The sequence below is a fragment of the Streptomyces sp. EDA2-14 genome (assembly GCF_054963755.1).
On the sequence record NZ_JBUEGE010000002.1, the window covers coordinates 601,599 to 622,043 of the forward strand.

Here is a 20,445-nt window from a genome sequence, read left to right on the forward strand (position 1 = left end):
CAAGCGTGGCCGAGAAGAAGAAGCAGAACGAGAAGCAGAACGAGAAGCCGAGGCTCGACAAGGCGCACGTCGCCGACACCGCCCTCGACCTGCTGAACGACGTGGGGCTCGAAGGGCTGACGCTGCGCGCCATCGCCAAGCAGCTGAACGTGCAGGCACCCGCCCTGTACTGGCACTTCAAGAACAAGCAGGCGCTGCTCGACGAGATGGCGACCGTGATGTTCCGGCGGATGACGGAGGCCGGGAAGGACATCGGCTACGAGCCGGGGCGCGCGCCCGCCGGGACGTGGCAGGACCGGCTGATCGAGGGAAACCGGCAGCTGCGCGCGACGCTGCTGCGCTACCGCGACGGCGCGAAGGTCTTCAGCGGCTCACGCTTCACGGGTACCGACCACGGCCCGGAGCTGGATGCGAATCTGCGCTTCCTGATCGACGCCGGATTCACCCCCGAGCAGGCGGCTTGGGCGAGCTCCACGGCGTACATGTTCACGCTCGGGTTCGTCACGGAGGAGCAGGGCATGCTGCCCGAGCCGGGGAGCGGCGCGCCGGCCGTGGACGTGGACGAGCGCGCGGAGAAGCTCGCCGCGTACCCGCTCGCCGCCGCCGCGGGCGAGCACTTGTTCGCGGGGTACGACGAGCGGTTCGAGGAGGGGCTGCGGCTGATCGTGGCGGGGGTGGCGGCGCGCTACGACGTGCGCTGAACCGCCGGGCCGGTCTGCCGGTTGAGCGACCTGCGCAGCAGCGGCGTCGCCCACTTCTCGACGTAACGGTTCAGCAGCCAGGCGAGCGTCAGCATCACCGCGACCGTCGCCGCGAACGTGAGCCACGACGGCAGGCCGAGGCGGCGGTGCAGGGCCGCGATCGCCACCCAGCCGAGGTGCTCGTGGACCAGGTAGAAGGGGTACGTGAGGGCGCCCGCGACCGTCAGCCAGCGCCATTTCGCCCAGCTCGTCCAGCCGAGCGCGATCGCCGCCACTGCCGCGAAGCCGAGCGTGACCACCACGACGATCCCGAACGAGGAGCGGTACGAGAAGAAGTCCGGGTTCGGCGCGTGCCAGGTCCTGTCGACCGCGAAGTGCTGGCCGACCAGCCAGCTCACCGCGACGATGCCCCAGGCCGTGACGTCGTGCCGGTTGCGGTGGACCAGGTACAGGCCGATGCCGCCGATGAAGAACGGGGCGTACTCCGGCATCAGGACGAGCGTCGCGAGCGGCTCGCCGGAGCCCTCCGCGAGAACCGCCGCCAGCATCCACACCGCGCTGAACAGCACCACCCGGTGCCGGGTCGCGCCCGGCAGGACGACACAGAGCGCGAACAGGGCGTAGAAGCGCAGCTCCGCCCAGAGTGTCCAGCACACGCCGAGGACCCGGTCCACGCCCAGCGGCTGCTGCAGCATGGTCAGGTTCACCAGCGCGTCGCTGGGCGACACCGCCTTGTACACCACGACGGGCAGCGCGAAGACGGCCGTCACCAGGACGATCGCCACCCAGTACGACGGCAGGAGGCGGGCCGCGCGGGAGGCGAAGAAGGAGCGCAGGGGGCGGCCCCAGCCGCTCATGCAGATCACGAAACCGCTGATGACGAAGAAGATCTGCACACCCAGGCAGCCGTACGCGAACCAGCCGTGCAGCGAGGGGAACTGGGTCTTCGGGGAGGACCCCCACGCCTGGGAGACCTCCCCGTCCCTGCCCCCGTAGTGGTACGCCGCCACCATCAGCGCCGCGATCAGCCGCAGCCCGTCCAGGGCGTACAGGCGCGACGGAGGGTGCGGGAGCATCGACTTCGTCTGCTCGCCCGCCTGCGGTGCCGGAAGCGGGGGCAGCGTCGTACCGGTGGCCGTCATCCGAGGGCCGCCCGCTTCAGGGACCGGGCCCGCTTCGCGACCCTGCGCACCGTCGGGTTGCGCGGGATGAAGGCGAACTGGGTCGGGATCGCGCCGGGCAGCCCAAGCGAGGTCAGCCGGCGCCGCTTGAAGTACCGCCACGTGCTGTCGTCGAGGCGCGTGGCGAGATAGCGCTCGGCGGAGCGGCGCAGGTCCGGGTAGATCTTGGACTGCATGGCGTAGCCGACCGCGCGCAGCAGCTCGTCCAACTCTCCGACGGGCAGCGGCTGTTCCTGCGCCTCGACCGCCGTACGGTCCGCCAGGTCGGGCAGCAGCGCGTCGACGATGGTGACCGGCACCCGGTTGCTGTTCTGGTACGGCGTGAGACGGTCGAGGAGCGTCGCCGTGCCGACGCGCGCCACCGGGATGCCGTACAGGGCGCTCGCGGTGAGCAGCGCCGTGGAGAAGCAGCCGACGACGAGGACCGGGCGCATCCGCTGGTAGAGCACCTCGGCGAGGACGGGCGTCTCCAGGACGGTCAGCTCGACGCCGAGGCGCTCCGCCTCCTTCTCCAGGACGCGCGACCAGCGGGCCGGAGCCGTGGGGTGCGGCTTGAACACGACGTGCCGGTGGCCCAGTTGGGCGGCGCCGCGCATCATCCGTACGTGCAGGTCCTCCTCCTCGTCGGCCGTGAGGATGCCGAGGGCCGAGAGGTACTGGCCGAGCAGCAGGGCCGGTTCGCCGGACAGGCGCGGCAGTTCGCCCGCCACGTCGCACAGCTCGGCGAGCACCTTGAGGAAGACCTCGGTGGGGACGACCTCGGGCTCGACGCCGAACTCCGTGAGCAGCAGCGGCTTCAGGCCCGGCACCAGATCGAGGTGGAGCAGGCGGCGCACCCGCGTGCCGATCAGCGGGTCGATCTTGTTGCGGGTCGGCCCGTAGCTCATCAGGCCGTCCGCGTACACGTCGACGGGGGCGCCCGCGAAGATCTGCGCGACGGCCATCGCCGGGTTGACCTGGATGGACTCCACGGCCAGCTCGACGTCGTCGTCGCCGAGGCCCCATTCGAGCCGCAAGTACCGTTCCCACAGCGGGATGTCGTCGGCGCGCGGGCCCCAGCTGCCGGGGTGGAAGGGGGCGATGGCCGCGTTCCACGACAGGACGCCGTCGAAGCGGCCGCGCAGCTGCTCGAAGCCGGGCATCTCGTCGACGGACGGGGTGGTCTCGGGCGTCGCCGCGTTGTTGGCGACCAGCAGCAGCGTGCGGTCCGCGGGGGCGAACCGTTCCGCGTCGAGGGCCGCGGCGAGGGTGGCCGCGCCGTACAGCGTCGAGGCCAGCAGGATGCGGGTCGTCATGCCGTGACCTCCGCGCTGACCGGTCGGCGGCGCAGGCGGCGCAGGCGCGTGGCGCGCTGCGTGTCCATCGAGTCGAGCGCGTCGTCGAGCACCCGCTGCGGCATGCGCTTGAGCGCGGCCGCGCTGAGCGACTTCAATGTGCGGGCCACGGGAGGTTCGAACCTTTCGATGGATCCCAAGTGGTGGGAAATGATGGCGCAGTACGTGCGCACGGCCTTCGGGAGAAGCAGCTCGGCATCCCGGTCCTGAGCGGTTTCCCGGACCACCTGGTCGAATGCGCGAATGAAATCGAGCTGCCGTACGTCACCGATCTGGGTGAGCGAGGACGACACGCCCCGGCGATAGAAAACGCCCAGGGTGCTGACCGCCGCGAAGGATTTCGCCTCGCGGTGCAGCCGCCAGATCCACGGCCGGTCCTCGGCCGTGCGCAGCCCGTCGGTGAAGTGCAGCAGCCCTTCGTCGGCGAGCCGCCGGTGGTACATGCCGGCCCACGCGTAGGCGTAGTCGACGGCGGTCGAACGGTCTGCGGGCAGGATCGCGGCGCGCGGATCCATCACGGTGTTGCGCAGTCCGTGCGGGAAGCGGTGCACCGAGCGGGCCCGCGCCGTGCACTGGACGTGGTCCGTGCGCACGAAGTCGCAGCCCAGACCCTCCATGGCGGCGAGGAGCTGCGCGTAATAGCCGGGCGCGAGCCAGTCGTCGCCGTCCAGGAAGGCGAGGTATTCGCCGCGGGCCCGGTCGAGTCCGGTGTTGCGGGCGGTCGCGAGTCCTCCGTTCCGTTCGTGTCGGACGACGACCGCGCCGGGCAGCTCGCGCTCGGCGCGCGCGAGAATGTCCGGTGTCTCGTCCTTGGAGCAGTCGTCGACGAGAATGAATTCGAAGTCGTCGCGTGCGTTCGCTCGCAGACTTCTCAGGGTGTCGGGCGCGTATTGCTGCACGTTGTAGAACGGCACGATGACGGAGAGCTTGACCACGTCGGTGACGTTAGGGCGCGGCCCGGCATTCGTCTTGACCGATGGCTTGATGTCAGGTGAACGAAGCGTGGCGGGACCGTGAACCGGCCCTGGCGCAGGCCATTTCCGGGGCCGATTCGCCATTCGTCGGTGTGCTGTTAACCGTTTGTTGCATTCTGGTTGGGCCGCGGCTCGGAATTGCTTCCTAAGTTTTCCAGCGTGCCAGTAAGGAACGTAAAGCAGCTCAGGGTCGCCGTGCTCGCGGACTCCGACACCCGGTGGAAATGGGGGTCGCTCACCGCCTCCCGCATCGCCCCCGACCGTGCCGCCCTCGACGGCTTTCTGCTGCGCGGCCGGGCCACCCCGACCCCGCGTCAACTCCGTGAGGTCGGCGTCCGCGCCGACAGCCTGCGCGAGGTCACGGCCGTCGAGTTCCTGCGCGGGATGAGGCCCGAAGCCTACGACGTGGTGGTGCTCGCGCTCGTCGGCGGGGGAGTCCAGGCCATGCTCCACGGACTCGCCCGGGCCTGGCGGGACGCGGCCCGGCGCCCCGTCGTCGTCACCGGCTACGTCGGCGTCGTCTACGAGAAGCTCGCCGACGGACTGCTCCTGCGGCACGGCGCCGACGTGGTGCTCGCCAACTCGGGCTACGACGCGGACCGGTTCCGCGCCGTGTACGAGGGGGTGGGCGCGGACGCCGCCGCGGTGACCGAGTGCGCGCTGCCGTTCCTCGGCGGCGAGCCGTACACCGGTGAACACGAGCCGTACACGGTGACCTTCGCCGCCCAGCCGTCCGTGCCGGACACCGCGGCCGACCGCGCGTACCTCCTCGACCGGCTCGTCCGGCACGCCGAGGCGCACCCCGACCGCGAGGTGCTGCTCAAGCTGCGCAGCCGGCCCGGCGAGCACACCACGCACATCGAGGAGATCCCCTACCAGAAGCTCGCGCAGCGCCGCGAACTCCCGCCCAACCTCCGCCTCGTGTACGGGAACATGGGCGAGGTCCTGGACCGCACCGACCTGCTCGTCACGGTCAGCTCCACCGCCGCCCTCGAATCCCTGCACCGGCGCATCCCGACCGCGCTCCTCACCGACCTCGGTGTGCGCGAGGCGCTCGGCAACCACCACTTCACCGGCTCGAACTGCCTCGTCTCCTGGGATCAGCTGGACGCCGGACTGCGGCCCGGGCCGGACCCCGAATGGCTCGCCCGGCAGGGCGTCGCCGCCGACGGCGGGTACGAAAAGGCCTTCGACGGCGCGCGGGCCAGGGTCGCCGAACTGCTCGACCAGGAGCGCCCCCCGCTGGCGCCCTACTACACCCGCACCACCGCCCCCGGCTATCTGCCGCGCGTCCTCGCCCGCCACCACCTCGCGCCCGACGGCACCCCGCTGCCCGGCGCGCCGGCCGCCGACCGCGCGCCGGGACCCGTGCGCCAGGTCGTGCGCCGGGCCGCCCGCGGCGCCTACCGGCACGGCGTGCAGCGCGTCGCCCCCGTGATCCGGCGGATGGGGGAGCTGTGAGCCCTCAGAATCCTCGACTCCCCGAAGGAGAAGCGCACATGACCGATCCCGAGCCCGTACGGCGCGTCCTCGCCGTCATCCCGGCCCGCGGCGGCTCCAAGGGCGTACCGGCCAAGAACCTGGCTCCGGTCGGCGGTGTGCCCCTCGTGGCCCGCGCCGTGCGCGAGTGCCTCGCCACCCGGCACGTCACCGACGTCGTGGTCTCCACCGACGACTCCTCCATCGCCGCCGCCGCGCGGGACGCGGGCGCCGAGGTCGTCACCCGGCCCACCGCCATCGCAGGCGACAAGTCCAGCTCCGAGGCGGCCGTACTGCACGCCATGGACGCGCACGAGGCGCTGCACGGCGCGGCCGTCGACGTGGTGCTGCTCGTCCAGTGCACCAGCCCCTTCCTCGTACGGGAGGACATCGACGCGGTGGTCGGCGCGATCCTCGACAAGGGGGCTGACAGCGCGCTGACGGTCGCGGCCTTCCACGGGTTCGTGTGGCGCCATGAGGACGACGAGCCGCGCCCGGCCACGGTGCACAGCGCGGCCGCCGAGGCGGGCGGCGTCGCCGTCCTCGCCGACCGGACCACCGCGACCGGCGGCGGCTACGGCGTCAACCACGACAAGTCGCGCCGCCAGATGCGCCAGGACCGGCCCCAGGACCTCCTGGAGACCGGCGCCGTCTACGGCATGGAGACCACCGGGTTCCGCCGCCACGAGCACCGCTTCTTCGGCCGCACGGAGCTCGTGCGCACCGACCCCGCGCGGGTCCTGGAGATCGACGACCCGCACGACCTGGCCCGCGCCCGCGCGCTGGCCCCCCTCTTCGACCAGCAGTCCGCCCTCCCCGCCAGGGAGGACGTCGACGCGGTCGTCCTCGACTTCGACGGCACCCAGACCGACGACAGGGTGCTGATCGACTCCGACGGACGGGAGTTCGTCACCGTGCACCGCGGTGACGGCCTCGGCATCGCGGCCCTCCGCAGGAGCGGCCTCGAACTGCTGATCCTGTCCACGGAAGTGAACCCGGTCGTCGCCGCACGGGCCCGGAAGCTCAAGATCCCGGTCCTGCACGGCATCGACCGCAAGGACCTCGCACTCAAGCAGTGGTGCGAGGAGCAGGGCATCGCGCCCGAGCGCGTGCTCTACGTCGGCAACGACGTCAACGACCTCCCGTGCTTCGCCCTCGCGGGCTGGCCCGTGGCGGTCGCGAGCGCCCATGACGTCGTGCGCGGCGCCGCACGCGCCGTCACCACCGTCCCCGGAGGCGAAGGCGCGATCCGAGAGATCGCCAGCTGGATCCTCGGCCCTTCTCTCGACTCCCTCGACAAGTAAGGAACGCAAGAACCATGTCCAACGCGAACAACTCCCGCATCCGCAGCTTCGGTTCTCGCGAGGCCGGCCCCGGCCGTCCCGTCTACATCACCGGCGAGATCGGCATCAACCACAACGGTGACCTGGAGAACGCCTTCCGGCTCATCGACGCCGCCGCCGACGCCGGCTGCGACGCCGTCAAGTTCCAGAAGCGCACCCCCGAGATCTGCACGCCGCGCGACCAGTGGGACATCGAGCGGGACACCCCCTGGGGCCGGATGACGTACATCGACTACCGGCACCGCGTCGAGTTCGGCGAGGACGAGTACCGGGCCATCGACGAGTACTGCAAGAAGCGCGGCATCGACTGGTTCGCCTCCCCGTGGGACACCGAGGCCGTCGCCTTCCTGGAGAAGTTCGACGTCCCCGCCCACAAGGTGGCCTCCGCGTCCCTCACCGACGACGAGCTGCTGCGCGCCCTGCGCGCCACCGGCAAGACGGTCATCCTCTCCACCGGCATGTCGACGCCGAAGCAGATCCGCCACGCGGTCGAGGTCCTCGGCTCCGACAACATCCTGATGTGCCACGCCACGTCGACGTACCCGGCCAAGGCCGAGGAGCTCAACCTGCGCGTCATCAACACGCTCCAGGACGAGTACCCGAACGTCCCGATCGGCTACTCCGGCCACGAGCCCGGCCTGCAGACCACGCTCGCCGCCGTCGCCCTCGGCGCCGCCTTCGTCGAGCGCCACATCACCCTCGACCGCGCCATGTGGGGCTCCGACCAGGCCGCCTCCGTGGAGCCGCAGGGCCTGGAGCGCCTGGTCCGCGACATCCGCGTCATCGAGACCGCGCTCGGTGACGGCGTCAAGAAGGTCTACGAGTCCGAGCTCGGCCCGATGAAGAAGCTGCGCCGCGTGCCGGGCGTCGTCGCCGAGTCGGAGATCGCCGTCGCCGCAGGCGAGCCGGTGGGTGTCTGACGAAATCGGAACGACCAGAGGGCGGCCGGGCGCGGCGTGGACCGCGCCCGGCCGCCCCGGCGCCCTCGGGAGGGCCCGCATGTCCGGCAGTACGTTGTGCTTCGTCGAGAGCCCGGTACAGCTCCTCAACGTCCTGGAGTGGGCGCACCACCAGGAGGTCGTCGCGACCGTCGTGGTGCTCTCGCCCACCGACCCGATGACCCGCGGCCAGCTGCGCCGCATGGCCGAACTCGCCCGCGCGGACGGCCACACCGTGCGCTGGGAAGAGGCCCGCGGCGGCGCCGCCGCGCCCTTCCAGACCATCGGCGGACTCGCCGGCTCGCTGCGCAGGGCCCACCGGATCGTCCTCGGCGACCCGTTCTCCCGCTACGTACAGCTGCTGCTCACGATCACCAGGGCCCGCGAGCTCGTCGTCGTCGACGACGGCACCGCCACCATGGAGTTCGTCGCCCAACTGGTGCGCGGCGAACCCCTCGTGCGCTGGCACCGGCGGGGCGGCAGGACCGGCCCCCGCGACCTCGTCTTCGGGCCCGTCGCGGCCGCCGCCCGCCGCAGACTCACCGCGCACGCGCGCCGCGACTCCGTGTCCGTGTTCACGTCGATGCCGGTGGCCGAGGTCCCCGAGGGCGTCACGGTCACCTCCAACGACTACGCCTGGACCCGCGCCCGGTTCGGCCCGCCCCGCATCACCCGCGGCGCGGACATGGTCGGCACGTCCCTCGTGGAGACGGGCGTCGTCGACCTGGAGCAGTACCTGATCGCGGTCCGTGAACTGGCCCGCGCGCACGGCGCCACCCGCTACTTCGCGCACCGCCGCGAGAGCGCCGACAAACTGCACCGCCTCGCCGCGGAGACCGGCCTGGAGATCGTCCGCCCCGACCTCCCGCTGGAGCTGATCGCCCGGCGCGGCCCCATAGGCCGGACGATCCTCAGCTTCCCGTCGACCGTCGTGCACACCCTGCCCATCGCCCTCGAAGGCACGGGCGTGAAGGTCGCGGTGTGCGAGATCGACCCGGCGTGGCTGCGCCACGGCGTCTCCGACCACGCGCAGGGATTCCTCGCGGGGATCGCGGGCTCCGCGCGGGGCGTGGTGCGGGCCGTGTGAAACCCGGTGGCCCGGGTGCCGCCGCGGGCCGTACGCTCGCCTCCGTGACCAGCCCCGAGTCCGACAGACTCCGGCCACCGGCAGCCGTCCGGTGGCCTTCTTCCGCGCACCGCTGAGGCCCGTCCGCTCCAGGACCGGGCCTCCGCCGACGCACGCCGCAGTCGCCGCCACCGCCCTCGCACGGCCTGCCGGAACCGCGACCAGATCCCTTCTCCACGGTCACGGAGTCCGTCGTGCCTTTCGCTCTCCATCTGCTCGCCCTCGCCGTCTTCGCGCAGGGCACATCCGAGTTCATGCTCTCGGGGCTCGGCCCCGACATCGCCCATGACCTGGGCGTCTCCATCCCCGCCGCCGGTGCGCTCACGTCCGCCTTCGCGCTCGGCATGGTCGTCGGGGCGCCGCTGACGGCCGTCCTCGCCGTGCGGTGGCCCCGCCGCCCGGCCCTCTTCGGCTTCCTCCTGGCCTTCGCTCTCGTCCACGTCGTCGGCGCCCTGACCAGCAGCTTCCCGGTTCTGCTCGGCACGCGCGTCGTCGCGGCACTCGCCAACGCCGGATTCCTCGCGGTCGCCCTCGCCACGGCGGTCGGCATGGTCGCCCCCGACGCCAAGGGCCGCGCCACGTCGATCCTGCTCGGCGGCACCACCCTCGCCTGCGTCGCGGGCGTGCCCGGCGGGGCGCTGCTCGGCCAGCTCCTGGGCTGGCGGGCCGCGTTCTGGGCCGTCGCGCTGATCTGCGTACCCGCGATGATCGCGGTGCTGCGGTCGGTGCCGGCGGAGGGCGGGGCGGGCGCGCCCGGCGACGTACGCACGGAGCTGCGGGCCCTGCGCGGCCCGCGCCTGCTCACGGTGCTGCTGCTCGGAGCGCTGGTCAACGCCGCCACGTTCGCCACGTTCACGTACCTGGCGCCGCTCGCCACGGAGGTCGCCGGGACCGGGGCGGCCTGGATCCCGGCGGTGCTCGCGCTCTTCGGCCTCGGTTCGTTCGCCGGGGTCACGGCGGCGGGCCGGCTTTCGGACACGCGTCCGATGCGGGTCCTGGTGCTCGGCGGGGCGGCGCTGCTGCTCGGCTGGATCCTCTTCGGAGTGTTCGCGGGACACGCCCCGGCGGTCCTCGCCCTGGCTTTCGTCCAGGGCGCCCTGTCCTTCGCGGTCGGCTCCACCCTGATCGCGCAGGCCCTCTACGCGGCGTCGGGCGCACCCACCCTCGCGGGCGGCCTCGCGACGGCCGCCCTCAATGTCGGCGCGGCGCTCGGCCCGTGGCTCGGCGGGCTCGCGATCGGCGGAGGGCTCGGATACCGGGGTGCACCGACGGTCAGCGCGTTGCTCGTGGGACTCGCGTTCGTTGTGACGTGTGTCGCACGAGTGATGCGAGGGAGGGCCGCCGATGAGACCCTGGTCGGACGCTGAAGGCGCAGGTCGAAAAGAGCTTTCATACCCTTCCTGCGCGATCGACATGCGCATCGCGACCATATTTCTTACCCCAATCCGGCTTAACTTTTGTTGATCGCGGGTTAGTTGGTACCTGCATCGCCCTACCCTTCAGAGGGTGAACCAGTTGAAGTCCCGTGATTCAGAGGCCGACCAGCCCGGGGAATCCGTGCCGGGCACCGCACTTCCGGGTGCGCTGCCCGAGGCGCTCCGCGCCGAACTCGTCGCGTTCCGGCGCGACCTGCACAAGCACCCTGAGCTGGGCAACCAGGAGTTCCGCACGACCGCGGCGCTCAAGACCCGCCTGGAGGAGGCGGGGCTCGCGCCCCGCGTGCTCGGCATGGGAACCGGTCTCATCTGTGACATCGGCACCGAGGACGGCCAGTGGCGGGGCGGGCGCGGCATGCTCGCGCTGCGGGCCGACATCGACGCGCTGCCGATCCCGGACACCAAGACGGACTGTGCGTACCGGTCGACCGTGCCGGACCGGGCGCACGCCTGCGGGCACGACGTGCACACCACGGTCGTGCTCGGGGCGGGTCTCGTCCTGGCGGACCTGCACCGCAAGGGTCAACTGCCACATCCCGTAAGGCTGCTGTTCCAGCCCGCGGAGGAGGTGCTGCCCGGCGGCGCGCCCGACGCGATCGACTGCGGGGTCCTGGAGGGCGTACGGAGCATCATCGGCGTGCACTGCGACCCGAAGGTCGACGCGGGCCGCATCGGGATCCGGCCGGGTCCCATCACGTCGGCGTGCGACCGCCTGGAGGTCACGCTCGACGGCCCCGGCGGCCACACCGCGCGCCCGCACCTGACCACGGACCTGGTCACCGCGGCGGCGAAGGTCGCCACGGAGGTCCCGGCGCTCGTCGCCCGCCGCGTCGACGCCCGCTCCGGGCTCGCCGTGACGTGGGGCCGCCTGGAGACCGGTCACGCGTGCAACGTGATCCCGCAGCACGCGGAGCTGTCCGGCACGGTGCGCTGCCTGGACCTGGACGCGTGGCGCCAGGCGCCGGACCTGGTGCACGGCGCCATCCAGGAGATCGCGGACCTGTACCGGGCGAAGCCGGTGGTGAACTACATCCGGGGCGTCCCCCCGGTGGTCAACGACCCGGTGGTCGCGGAGCTGTTGCGTGACGCGATGACGTCCCGTCGGGGGGCGGACTCGGCGGAGGACACCCAGCAGAGCCTGGGCGGCGAGGACTTCTCCTGGTACCTGGAGCACGTCCCCGGCGCGATGGCCCGCCTCGGCGTCAAGCCCCCGGCCGACCGCACCTCCCGCGACCTCCACCAGGGCGACTTCGACGTGGACGAGTCCTCGATCACGGTCGGCGTCGAACTCTTCACGGCGGCGGCCCTCCTGGACGCCTGAAGGCCGGGGCTCAATCGCCGGCGGGGCTTGATTTTTCAAGCCCCTGCGGCGATTGAGCAGCGGGGTCCGGGGCGGAGCTCCGTGACCGAGGACCGGTTAACCGCAACGTAACCGCCCCCGGCACCAAATAGATAACGGCGCCGCCCAACCCCCTGACCCGCCACGCTACGCGCGTTACGCTCCGCCGAACTCAGCGCCCCACACGGCGTGTTGACGAAGGAGCACTTCACCATGCGCCCATCTCGTACGTCCCGGCTCACGCAGCTGTCCGTCGCCGTCGTCGGTCTCGCCCTCGCCGCCACCGCCTGCGGCGGCACCAGCGCGGACAAGGCGAGCGACGACGCCAAGGACAAGAACCTCGGGCTCGCCATCTCCTACGACGTCGGTGGCCGCGGCGACCAGTCGTTCAACGACGCCGCGTACGAGGGCATGGTCAAGGCCGACCAGGAGTTCGGATACAAGAGCGACGACCAGGAGCCCAGCGACGGCGAGAGCGACGCCGACAAGATCGCGCGGCTCAGCTCGCTCGCGAAGAAGGGCTACAACCCGGTCATCGGCGTCGGCTTCGCCTACGCACCGGCCGTGAAGGCCGCCGCCGCGAAGTACCCGAAGACCACCTTCGGCATCATCGACGACTCCACGATCCAGGCGAAGAACGTCGCCGACCTGGTCTTCAGCGAGGAGCAGGGCTCGTATCTCGCGGGTGTGGCGGCGGCCAAGGCCACCAAGACGAACACGGTCGGCTACGTCGGCGGCGTCGACGTCCCCCTCATCCACAAGTTCGAGGCCGGCTTCGTGCAGGGCGTGAAGGACACCGACCCGAAGGTCAAGGTGCTGACCCAGTACCTGACCGAGACGGCCCAGGAAGGCGGCTTCTCCAGCCCCGACAAGGGCAAGACCGCAGCCGCCGCCCAGCTGGAGAAGGGCGCCGACGTGATCTACCACGCGGCGGGCCTGTCCGGGCAGGGCGTGATCGAGGCCGCCGCCGCGAAGAAGAAGTTCGCGATCGGCGTCGACTCCGACCAGTACCAGCAGAAGCCGCTGGCCAAGTACAAGGACTACATCCTGACGTCCGCCACGAAGGACGTCGGCCGCGCCGTCTACGAACTGGCCAAGTCGGTGCACGACAAGAAGCCGCTGTCCGGTGTGACCCGGTTCGACCTGAAGGCGGGCGGCGTCGGCATCACCGACACCAACCCGAAGTTCAAGGAGATCCCCGGCCTGGTCGCGGCGGTGGACAAGGCCAAGAAGGGCATCGTCGACGGCAAGGTGAAGGTGGCGACGAAGCCGTAACCGCCACCGCACCCCACGCACGCACCGCGCCCCGGCTTCCACGACGAAGCCGGGGCGCGGTTGCAGTACGGACCGATAACGGTCTTCCTGAGGGGGTTCAACGCGCGTTCTACGCGCGTTAATCTGCGGCGAAGCCAGCGCCGTCCGGTCCGTCGTCGGTGCTCGTACGTACCTCTGTACCTCTAGGAGCTCATTCCATGCGCCGGGTTTCCCGCATCGCGCTCGCAGGCACTGCGACCGTCGCCCTCGCCGCGTCCCTCACCGCCTGCGGCGGCACCTCCAGCGAAGCCGCCAAGGACAAGAACGGCGACAAGTCCACCGGCATCGCCATCTCCTACGACGTCGGCGGCCGCGGCGACCAGTCGTTCAACGACGCCGCGTACGCCGGCATGGTCAAGGCCCAGAAGGAGTTCGGCTACAAGGGCGAGGACCAGGAGCCGACCGACGGCGAGACCGACGCGGACAAGACCGCGCGCCTGGTCTCCCTCGCCAAGGCGGGCTACAACCCGGTCGTCGGCATCGGCTACGCCTACGCGCCCGCCGTGAAGGCCGCCGCCGCGAAGTACCCGAACACCACCTTCGGCATCGTCGACGACTCCACGGTCCAGGCGAAGAACGTCGCCGACCTCGTCTTCAGCGAGCAGGAGGCCTCCTACCTCGCCGGTGTCGCCGCCGCGAAGGCCACCAAGACCGACACGGTCGGCTTCGTCGGCGGTGTCGACGTCCCCCTCATCCACAAGTTCGAGGCCGGCTTCACGCAGGGCGTGAAGGACACCGACCCGAAGGTCAAGGTCGTCAAGCAGTACCTGACCGAGACCGCCGACGAGGGTGGCTTCTCCAGCCCCGACAAGGGCAAGACCGCCGCGTCCGCGCAGATCGAGAAGGGCGCCGACGTCGTCTACCACGCGGCCGGCCTCTCCGGTCAGGGCGTGATCCAGGCCGCCGCCGCCAAGAAGGTCTGGGCGATCGGCGTGGACTCCGACCAGTACGAGCAGAAGGCGCTCGCCAAGTACAAGGCCAGCATCCTGACCTCGGCGACGAAGAACGTGTCGGAGGCCGTGTACAACCTCGCCAAGTCGGTTCAGGATGGCAAGCCCGAGACGGGCATCGTCACCGGTGACCTGAAGTCGGGCGAGGTCGGCCTCGCGGACTCGAACCCGAAGTTCTCCGGCGACAAGGAGATCCAGAAGGCGCTGAAGACCGCGGAGTCGGGCATCACCAGCGGCAAGATCAAGGTTCAGAGCAAGCCGTAATAGCGGCGACATGAGTGCGGAACGGGGCGCGGGGAGTCTGTGCTCACGGCAGGTCCGTGAGCACCGGGGCTCCCACCGCGCCCCGTTCGCAGCCGTAGGGGCTCCAGCGCAGTGAAGGCGCCCGGCCCCCTTCCTTCTCCAGGAGAGTGCGCCATCAACGCGTCAAGCAGCCCGCCGGCCGTCGAACTGGCCGGCATCACCAAACGCTTCCCCGGCGTCGTCGCCAACCACGACATCCACCTCACCGTCCACAAGGGCACCGTGCACGCCCTCGTCGGGGAGAACGGTGCGGGCAAGTCGACCCTGATGAAGATCCTCTACGGCATGCAGAAGCCGGACGAGGGCACCATCGCCATCGACGGGACCACCGTCACGTACTCCTCGCCCGCCGACGCCATCGCGCGCGGCATCGGCATGGTGCACCAGCACTTCATGCTCGCCGACAACCTCACGGTCCTCGAGAACGTGGTGCTCGGCAGCGAGAAGCTGTACGGGATCGGGGCGCGGGCCCGCCGCAAGATCGTCGAGATATCCGAGCGGTACCACCTGAACGTCCGGCCCGACGTCCGCGTCGAGGACCTGGGCGTCGCCGACCGGCAGCGCGTGGAGATCCTCAAGGTCCTCTACCGGGGCGCCACCACGCTGATCCTCGACGAGCCGACCGCCGTGCTCGTGCCGCAGGAGGTCGACGCGCTCTTCGACAACCTGCGCGAACTCAAGGCCGAGGGCCTGTCCGTCATCTTCATCTCGCACAAGCTCGGCGAAGTCCTCTCCGTGGCCGACGAGATCACCGTCATCCGGCGCGGCACGACGGTCGGCACCGCCGTCCCCGCCGAGACCACGCCGAAGCAGCTCGCCGAGCTGATGGTCGGCTCCGAACTCCCCACGCCGGAGACCGCCGAGTCGACCGTCACCGACCGCCCCGTCATCGAGGTGAGCGGGCTGCGGCTCGACGCCGAGGGCGGCCGCCCGCTGCTCGACGACATCTCGTTCACCATCCACGCGGGCGAGGTCCTGGGCCTCGCGGGCGTCGAGGGCAACGGGCAGACCGAGCTGATCGACGCGCTCATCGGCCTCAAGCACGCCGACTCCGGGACCATCGCGCTGGACGGTGAGGAGATCACCTCCTGGGCCACCCGCAGACGCCGCGAGCAGGGCATCGGCTACATCCCCGAGGACCGCCACCGGCACGGGCTGCTCCTCGAATCGCCGCTGTGGGAGAACCGGATCCTCGGCCACGTCACCGAGAAGCCGAACGCGCGCGGCGTGCTCATCGACATCAAGGCGGCGCAGGCGGACACCCGCCGCATCGTGCAGGAGTACGACGTCCGCACCCCCGGCATCGACGTCACCGCGGCGTCCCTGTCCGGCGGCAACCAGCAGAAGCTCATCGTCGGCCGCGAGATGAGCCACAAGCCGCGCTTCCTCATCGCCGCCCACCCGACGCGCGGCGTGGACGTCGGCGCGCAGGCCCAGATCTGGGACCAGATCCGCGAGGCCCGGCGCGAGGGCCTCGCCGTGCTGCTGATCTCCGCCGACCTGGACGAGCTGATCGGCCTGTCCGACACCCTGCGCGTGATGTACCGGGGGCGGCTCGTCGCCGACGCCGACCCGGCCACGATCACGCCCGAGGAGCTGGGTTCGGCCATGACCGGCGCGGCCTCGGGACACCTGGAACACGTAGACGAAGAAGGCGCCGACATTCCGGCGGCCCGGCAGCCGGAGGACGAGTCCTGATGGCCATGAGCTCGACGAAGAAGTTCGACAAGGAGCGGCTGCTCCTCGGCGTGGCGGGCCCGGTCATCGCCCTCGTCACCGCCGTCGTCCTCACCTCGGTGGTGCTGCTCGCCTCGGGCAAGTCGCCGATCGAGCCGTACAGCATCATGTTCGAGCAGGCGACGTTCTCGGACGTGCAGGTCCTGATCATCAACCAGGCCGGCATGTACTACCTCGCCGCGCTCGCGGTCGCCATCGGCTTCCGCATGAACCTCTTCAACATCGGTGTGGACGGCCAGTACCGGCTCGCCGCCGTGGTCGCCGCGATCGTCGGCGCGAAGGTGGCGCTGCCCGGCATCGTCCAGGTGCCGCTGCTGATCCTCGTCGCCATGCTCACGGGCGCCATGTGGGCGGGCATCGCGGGCCTGTTGAAGGTGACGCGCGGCGTCAGCGAGGTCGTCGCGACGATCATGCTGAACTCCATCGCGTCCAGCGTCATCGGCTACCTCTACCTGCCCAGCGTCTTCGGCGTGCAGGTCGGCAACAACAAGACGACCGGCGTGATGCACGAGTCCGGCTGGTTCCCCGGCATCAACATGGGGGCCGCGGGCGAGATCTACGGCTTCGTGGTCATCGCCGCGCTGCTCGGTGTCGCGTACTGGTTCGTCCTGGGCCGCACCCGCTTCGGCTTCGACCTGCGCGCGACGGGCGCCTCCGAGTCGGCCGCCGCCGCCTCGGGTGTGGACGCCAAGCGCATGGTCCTCACCGCGATGCTGGTCTCCGGCGGACTCGCGGGCCTGGCCGGTCTGCCGCTGCTGCTCGGCGACACGCACACGTACTCGCTCACCTTCCCGACGACGATCGGCTTCCAGGGCATCACCATCGCCCTGCTCGGCCGGAACTCGCCGGTCGGCATCGCCTTCGCCGCGCTCCTCATCTCCTGGCTGGAGAAGGCCTCGCAGGAACTCGACCTGCAGGGCTACGACAAGGAGATCGCGGTGATCATGCAGGGCATCATCACGATCGCCGTGGTGGTCTCCTACGAGGCCGTCCGCGTCTGGGGCCAGCGCCGCCAGCAGCGCAGGGTCGGCATCGAACTCGCGGTCGCGGCGGCCGAGAACAACCACAGCAACGACACGGAGAAGGAGGTGGCTGCCCGATGAGTACGGTTCTCGTCGACAAGAAGGCCGCGTCGCAGCCCGCACCCGGCGGCCGCCGAAAGCTCTCGCTGCCGGTCCTGATGATCGCCATCGCGGGCGTGCTCGTCCTGACCTCCGTGGTCCGCCTGATCACGGGCGCCGACGGCATCACCAACGTCAGCCAGATGGCCACGGCCCTCCAACTCGCCGTGCCCATCGGCCTCGCGGGCCTCGGCGGTCTGTGGTCCGAGCGCGCGGGCGTGGTCAACATCGGCCTTGAAGGCATGCTGATCCTCGGCACGTGGTTCGGCGCCTGGGCCGGTTACCAGTGGGGCCCGTGGGTCGGCGTCTGCGCCGGCATCATCGGCGGCGCGCTCGGCGGACTGCTGCACGCGGTCGTCACGGTCACCTTCAACGTGAACCACATCGTGTCCGGTGTGGCCATCAACATCCTCGCGCTCGGCGCCACCCGCTACCTCTCCAACTTCACGTTCGAGGGCGTCGAGGGCGGCACGACGAAGCAGTCCCCGCCGGTCGACTCGCTCGGCACGTTCTCCGTCCCCGGCCTGTCCGACTGGCTGACGACCCTGAACGAACAGCACTGGTTCCTGGTCTCGGACATCGCGGGCCTGCTCGGCGGACTGGTCACGGACCTGTCGCCGCTGACGATCGTCGCGGTCGCCCTGATCCCGTTCACGTGGTGGGTGCTGTGGCGCACCTCGTTCGGACTGCGCCTGCGCTCCTGCGGCGAGAACCCGGTCGCGGCCGAGTCCCTCGGCGTGAACGTGATCAAGTACAAGTACCTGGCGGTCATCGTCTCGGGAGGCCTCGCGGGCCTCGGCGGCGCGTTCCTGTCGATCGTCGCGAACCCCTTCTACCTGGAGGGGCAGACGGCCGGAAAGGGCTACATCGGCCTCGCCGCGATGATCTTCGGCAACTGGATGCCGGGCGGACTCGCCCTCGGCGCGGGCCTGTTCGGCTACACCGACAGCCTCCGGCTGCGCGGCGGCACGGAGAACGTCCACGCGCTGCTCCTCCTCGTGGCCATGCTCCTGGTCATCGCCGCGATCTGGACGCTGGTCAAGAAGAAGTACGTCGCCGGTGTCGTCTGCGCCGTGGCCGCCGCCGGTGCGGCAGTCTGGTACGCGACCACCGACGATGTCCCGCAGCAGCTCGTCACCGCTGTCCCGTACATCGCCACGCTGCTGGTCCTCTCCTTCTCGGCCCAGCGCCTGCGGATGCCGAGGGCGAACGGCCAGCCGTACCGGAAGGGCCAGGGCGCGTGAGCGTTGACTGGGAGGACCTGAGGAAGGCGGCGCGCGAGGCGATGGCGCAGGCCTACGCCCCGTACTCCGGCTTCCCGGTCGGCGCGGCCGCCCGCGTCGACGACGGTCGCACCGTCACCGGCTGCAACGTCGAGAACGCCAGTTACGGCCTCGGCCTGTGCGCCGAGTGCGGACTCGTCTCGCAGCTCGTCGCCACCGGCGGCGGCCGCCTCACCCACTTCACGTGCGTGGACGGCAAGGGCGAACTGCTGATGCCGTGCGGCCGCTGCCGCCAGCTCCTGTACGAGTTCGGGGGCCGGGAGCTGCTGCTGGAGACCGGGGCGGGGGTGCGGACGCTGGGGGAGATGCTGCCCGAGGCGTTCGGCCCCGAGCACCTGAACTGACGGGAGCCGGCCGGGGCCCGCGCGCTGTGGATGTCACACGCGCGGGCCCTTCGGTGTCTTCATGTCGAACGGCCGGGAAGAGCCCGGCCGGCGACGGTCCCGAGAGGACGCACACCATGGCGCTTCGTATCGCGAAGGCGGAACTCCCCGACGAGCTCAAGCAGGGCATGGTCGACCAGCTCGGCGCGGTCATGGAGCCCGCCGAAGTGCTCTGGCACAACCCGAAGGTCGCACAGGACGGCCTCGGCCTCGGCCGTCAGGTCGCCCAGTGGGACGCGGCCGACGCGAGCCTCAAGTCGTTCGCGCACATGGCGGTCGCGGCGCAGGTCGGCTGCAGCTGGTGCCTCGACGTCGGCTACTTCCAGGCGCGGAACGAGAAGCTGGACCTGACGAAGGCGAGCCAGGTCCCGCGCTGGCGCGACTCCGACGCCTTCACCCCGCTGGAGCGGGACGTCATGGAGTACGCCGAGGCCATGACCAGCACCCCGCCGACCGTCACCGACGAGCTGTACGCGGGCCTGCTCGACCGGCTCGGACCGGCGGCGATGGTCGAACTCACCACGTACATCGCCTTCGTCAACTTCTCGACGCGCGGCAACACGGCCCACGGCATCAGCTCGCAGGGCTTCTCGGAGGCGTGCGAGATCCCCCTGACGGCGCGCGCCTGATGGAGGAGCGGACGGACCCCTTCGTCACCCACCGCAGCCTGCTCTTCACGGTCGCCTACGAGATGCTCGGCTCGGCGGCCGACGCGGAGGACGTGCTGCAGGAGTCCTGGCTGCGGTGGGCCGACGCGGACCGGACCGGGGTGCGCGACCCGCGCGCGTACCTCGTCCGGATCGTCACCCGCCAGTCCCTCAACCGGCTGCGGACGCTGTCCCGCCGCCGCGAGGACTACGTCGGCCAATGGCTCCCGGAACCCCTCCTCACCAGCCCCGACGTGGCGGAGGACGTGGAGCTTGCGGAGAGCGTCTCCCTCGCGCTCCTCACCGTCCTGGAAACCCTCGGGCCCACGGAACGCGCGGTCTTCGTCCTCCGCGAGGTCTTCGACGTCCCGTACGGGGAGATCGCCGAGGCCGTCGGCAGATCGGCGGCCACCGTGCGGCAGATCGCGCGGCGGGCCCGCGACCACGTGGCGGCGCGGCAGCCGCGCGTGCGGGTGGCACGCGCGGAACAGCAGGCGGTGGTGGAGCGGTTCCTGGCGTCCCTGCGCACGGGCGACCTCCAGGGCCTGATGGAGGTCATGGCCCCGGACGTGGTGATGATCGCCGACGGCGGCGGGCACGTGGCCGCGGCGCTGCTTCCGCTGCACGGCGTCGACGTCGTGGCGAAACTGCTCGCGACGGCGCGGACCAAGGTGGCCGAACTGGCGGCGATCCCGGTGTGGTTCAACGCGTCCCCCGCGGCGCGCGTCGAGTTCGACGGCGAACCGGCGGCGGTGAGCGTGGTGGTGGAGGACGACCGGATCACGCACATCTACGTGGTCCGCAACCCGGTCAAGCTGACCCGCATCGACGAGGAGGCGGACCTGGCCAGATGAGC

18 protein-coding genes are annotated in these 20,445 nt (G+C 71.0%); 15 read left to right on the plus strand and 3 right to left on the minus strand.

All coding sequences use genetic code 11. The annotated features are described in order from the left end of the window. Positions 1-5: 5 nt before the first annotated feature. Positions 6-701: a TetR/AcrR family transcriptional regulator C-terminal domain-containing protein gene (locus ACY34M_RS09110; RefSeq protein ID WP_462716104.1), complete on the plus strand. Its 696-nt coding sequence runs from the start codon at positions 6-8 to the stop codon at positions 699-701. Here the strand turns inward: ACY34M_RS09110 and ACY34M_RS09115 are convergent. The 3 genes from ACY34M_RS09115 to ACY34M_RS09125 are packed head-to-tail and all read right to left on the minus strand — an operon-like array spanning position 686 to position 4,151. Further along, entirely contained in the window at positions 686-1,843 is a 1,158-nt protein-coding gene (locus ACY34M_RS09115) for an acyltransferase family protein (RefSeq protein WP_462716103.1), read from the minus strand. The genes ACY34M_RS09110 and ACY34M_RS09115 overlap by 16 nt on opposite strands. After that, entirely contained in the window at positions 1,840-3,177 is a 1,338-nt protein-coding gene (locus ACY34M_RS09120; protein WP_462716102.1) for a polysialyltransferase family glycosyltransferase, read from the minus strand. The genes ACY34M_RS09115 and ACY34M_RS09120 overlap by 4 nt, the downstream gene beginning before the upstream one ends. After that, positions 3,174-4,151: a glycosyltransferase family 2 protein gene (locus ACY34M_RS09125; protein WP_462716101.1), complete on the minus strand. Its 978-nt coding sequence runs from the start codon at positions 4,149-4,151 to the stop codon at positions 3,174-3,176. The genes ACY34M_RS09120 and ACY34M_RS09125 overlap by 4 nt, the downstream gene beginning before the upstream one ends. A 198-nt stretch (positions 4,152-4,349) precedes the next feature. Here ACY34M_RS09125 and ACY34M_RS09130 point away from each other — a divergent pair, with 198 nt between their 5' ends. The 14 genes from ACY34M_RS09130 to ACY34M_RS09195 all read left to right on the plus strand — a co-directional run bounded on the left by ACY34M_RS09130 (position 4,350) and on the right by ACY34M_RS09195 (position 20,443). After that, positions 4,350-5,651 (plus strand): DUF6716 putative glycosyltransferase, encoded by a 1,302-nt coding sequence (locus ACY34M_RS09130; RefSeq protein WP_462716100.1) that lies wholly within the window; start codon positions 4,350-4,352, stop codon positions 5,649-5,651. 38 nt (positions 5,652-5,689) lie between these two features. Next, positions 5,690-6,973 carry a cytidylyltransferase domain-containing protein gene (locus tag ACY34M_RS09135; RefSeq protein WP_462716099.1) on the plus strand — a complete coding sequence of 428 codons (1,284 nt, stop codon included), beginning with the start codon at positions 5,690-5,692 and terminating at the stop codon, positions 6,971-6,973. Positions 6,974-6,987: 14 nt separating this feature from the next. Then, positions 6,988-7,932: an N-acetylneuraminate synthase family protein gene (locus ACY34M_RS09140; protein ID WP_462716098.1), complete on the plus strand. Its 945-nt coding sequence runs from the start codon at positions 6,988-6,990 to the stop codon at positions 7,930-7,932. 79 nt (positions 7,933-8,011) lie between these two features. Beyond that, positions 8,012-9,037 carry a hypothetical protein gene (locus ACY34M_RS09145; RefSeq protein WP_462716097.1) on the plus strand — a complete coding sequence of 342 codons (1,026 nt, stop codon included), beginning with the start codon at positions 8,012-8,014 and terminating at the stop codon, positions 9,035-9,037. A 233-nt stretch (positions 9,038-9,270) separates the two neighbouring features. After that, positions 9,271-10,443, plus strand: coding sequence for a Cmx/CmrA family chloramphenicol efflux MFS transporter (locus ACY34M_RS09150; RefSeq protein WP_462716096.1), 1,173 nt, complete (start codon positions 9,271-9,273; stop codon positions 10,441-10,443). A gap of 139 nt (positions 10,444-10,582) precedes the next feature. Further along, on the plus strand, positions 10,583-11,833 hold the full coding sequence (locus tag ACY34M_RS09155) for an amidohydrolase (protein ID WP_462716095.1): 1,251 nt from the start codon (positions 10,583-10,585) through the stop codon (positions 11,831-11,833). Positions 11,834-12,064: 231 nt separating this feature from the next. Continuing rightward, positions 12,065-13,126, plus strand: coding sequence for a BMP family lipoprotein (locus tag ACY34M_RS09160; protein WP_462716094.1), 1,062 nt, complete (start codon positions 12,065-12,067; stop codon positions 13,124-13,126). A 197-nt stretch (positions 13,127-13,323) separates the two neighbouring features. Further along, positions 13,324-14,379 (plus strand): BMP family lipoprotein, encoded by a 1,056-nt coding sequence (locus ACY34M_RS09165; protein ID WP_462716093.1) that lies wholly within the window; start codon positions 13,324-13,326, stop codon positions 14,377-14,379. Positions 14,380-14,532: 153 nt separating this feature from the next. Next, the gene (locus ACY34M_RS09170; RefSeq protein WP_462716597.1) at positions 14,533-16,116 is read left to right on the plus strand and encodes an ABC transporter ATP-binding protein; all 1,584 of its coding nucleotides are present in this window, start codon (positions 14,533-14,535) and stop codon (positions 16,114-16,116) included. Positions 16,117-16,121: 5 nt separating this feature from the next. Then, positions 16,122-17,258, plus strand: coding sequence for an ABC transporter permease (locus tag ACY34M_RS09175; RefSeq protein WP_462716596.1), 1,137 nt, complete (start codon positions 16,122-16,124; stop codon positions 17,256-17,258). Continuing rightward, positions 17,255-18,520 (plus strand): ABC transporter permease, encoded by a 1,266-nt coding sequence (locus ACY34M_RS09180; RefSeq protein WP_462716092.1) that lies wholly within the window; start codon positions 17,255-17,257, stop codon positions 18,518-18,520. The genes ACY34M_RS09175 and ACY34M_RS09180 overlap by 4 nt, the downstream gene beginning before the upstream one ends. Further along, positions 18,517-18,903 (plus strand): cytidine deaminase, encoded by a 387-nt coding sequence (locus ACY34M_RS09185; RefSeq protein WP_462716091.1) that lies wholly within the window; start codon positions 18,517-18,519, stop codon positions 18,901-18,903. Before ACY34M_RS09180 ends, ACY34M_RS09185 begins: the two co-directional genes overlap by 4 nt. Positions 18,904-19,019: 116 nt before the next feature. After that, a complete protein-coding gene (locus ACY34M_RS09190; RefSeq protein ID WP_462716090.1) occupies positions 19,020-19,571 on the plus strand; it encodes a carboxymuconolactone decarboxylase family protein in 552 nt (183 codons plus the stop codon). Next, complete coding sequence (locus tag ACY34M_RS09195) at positions 19,571-20,443, plus strand: RNA polymerase sigma-70 factor (protein ID WP_462716595.1); 873 nt, start codon at positions 19,571-19,573, stop codon at positions 20,441-20,443. Before ACY34M_RS09190 ends, ACY34M_RS09195 begins: the two co-directional genes overlap by 1 nt. Positions 20,444-20,445 lie beyond the last annotated feature (2 nt).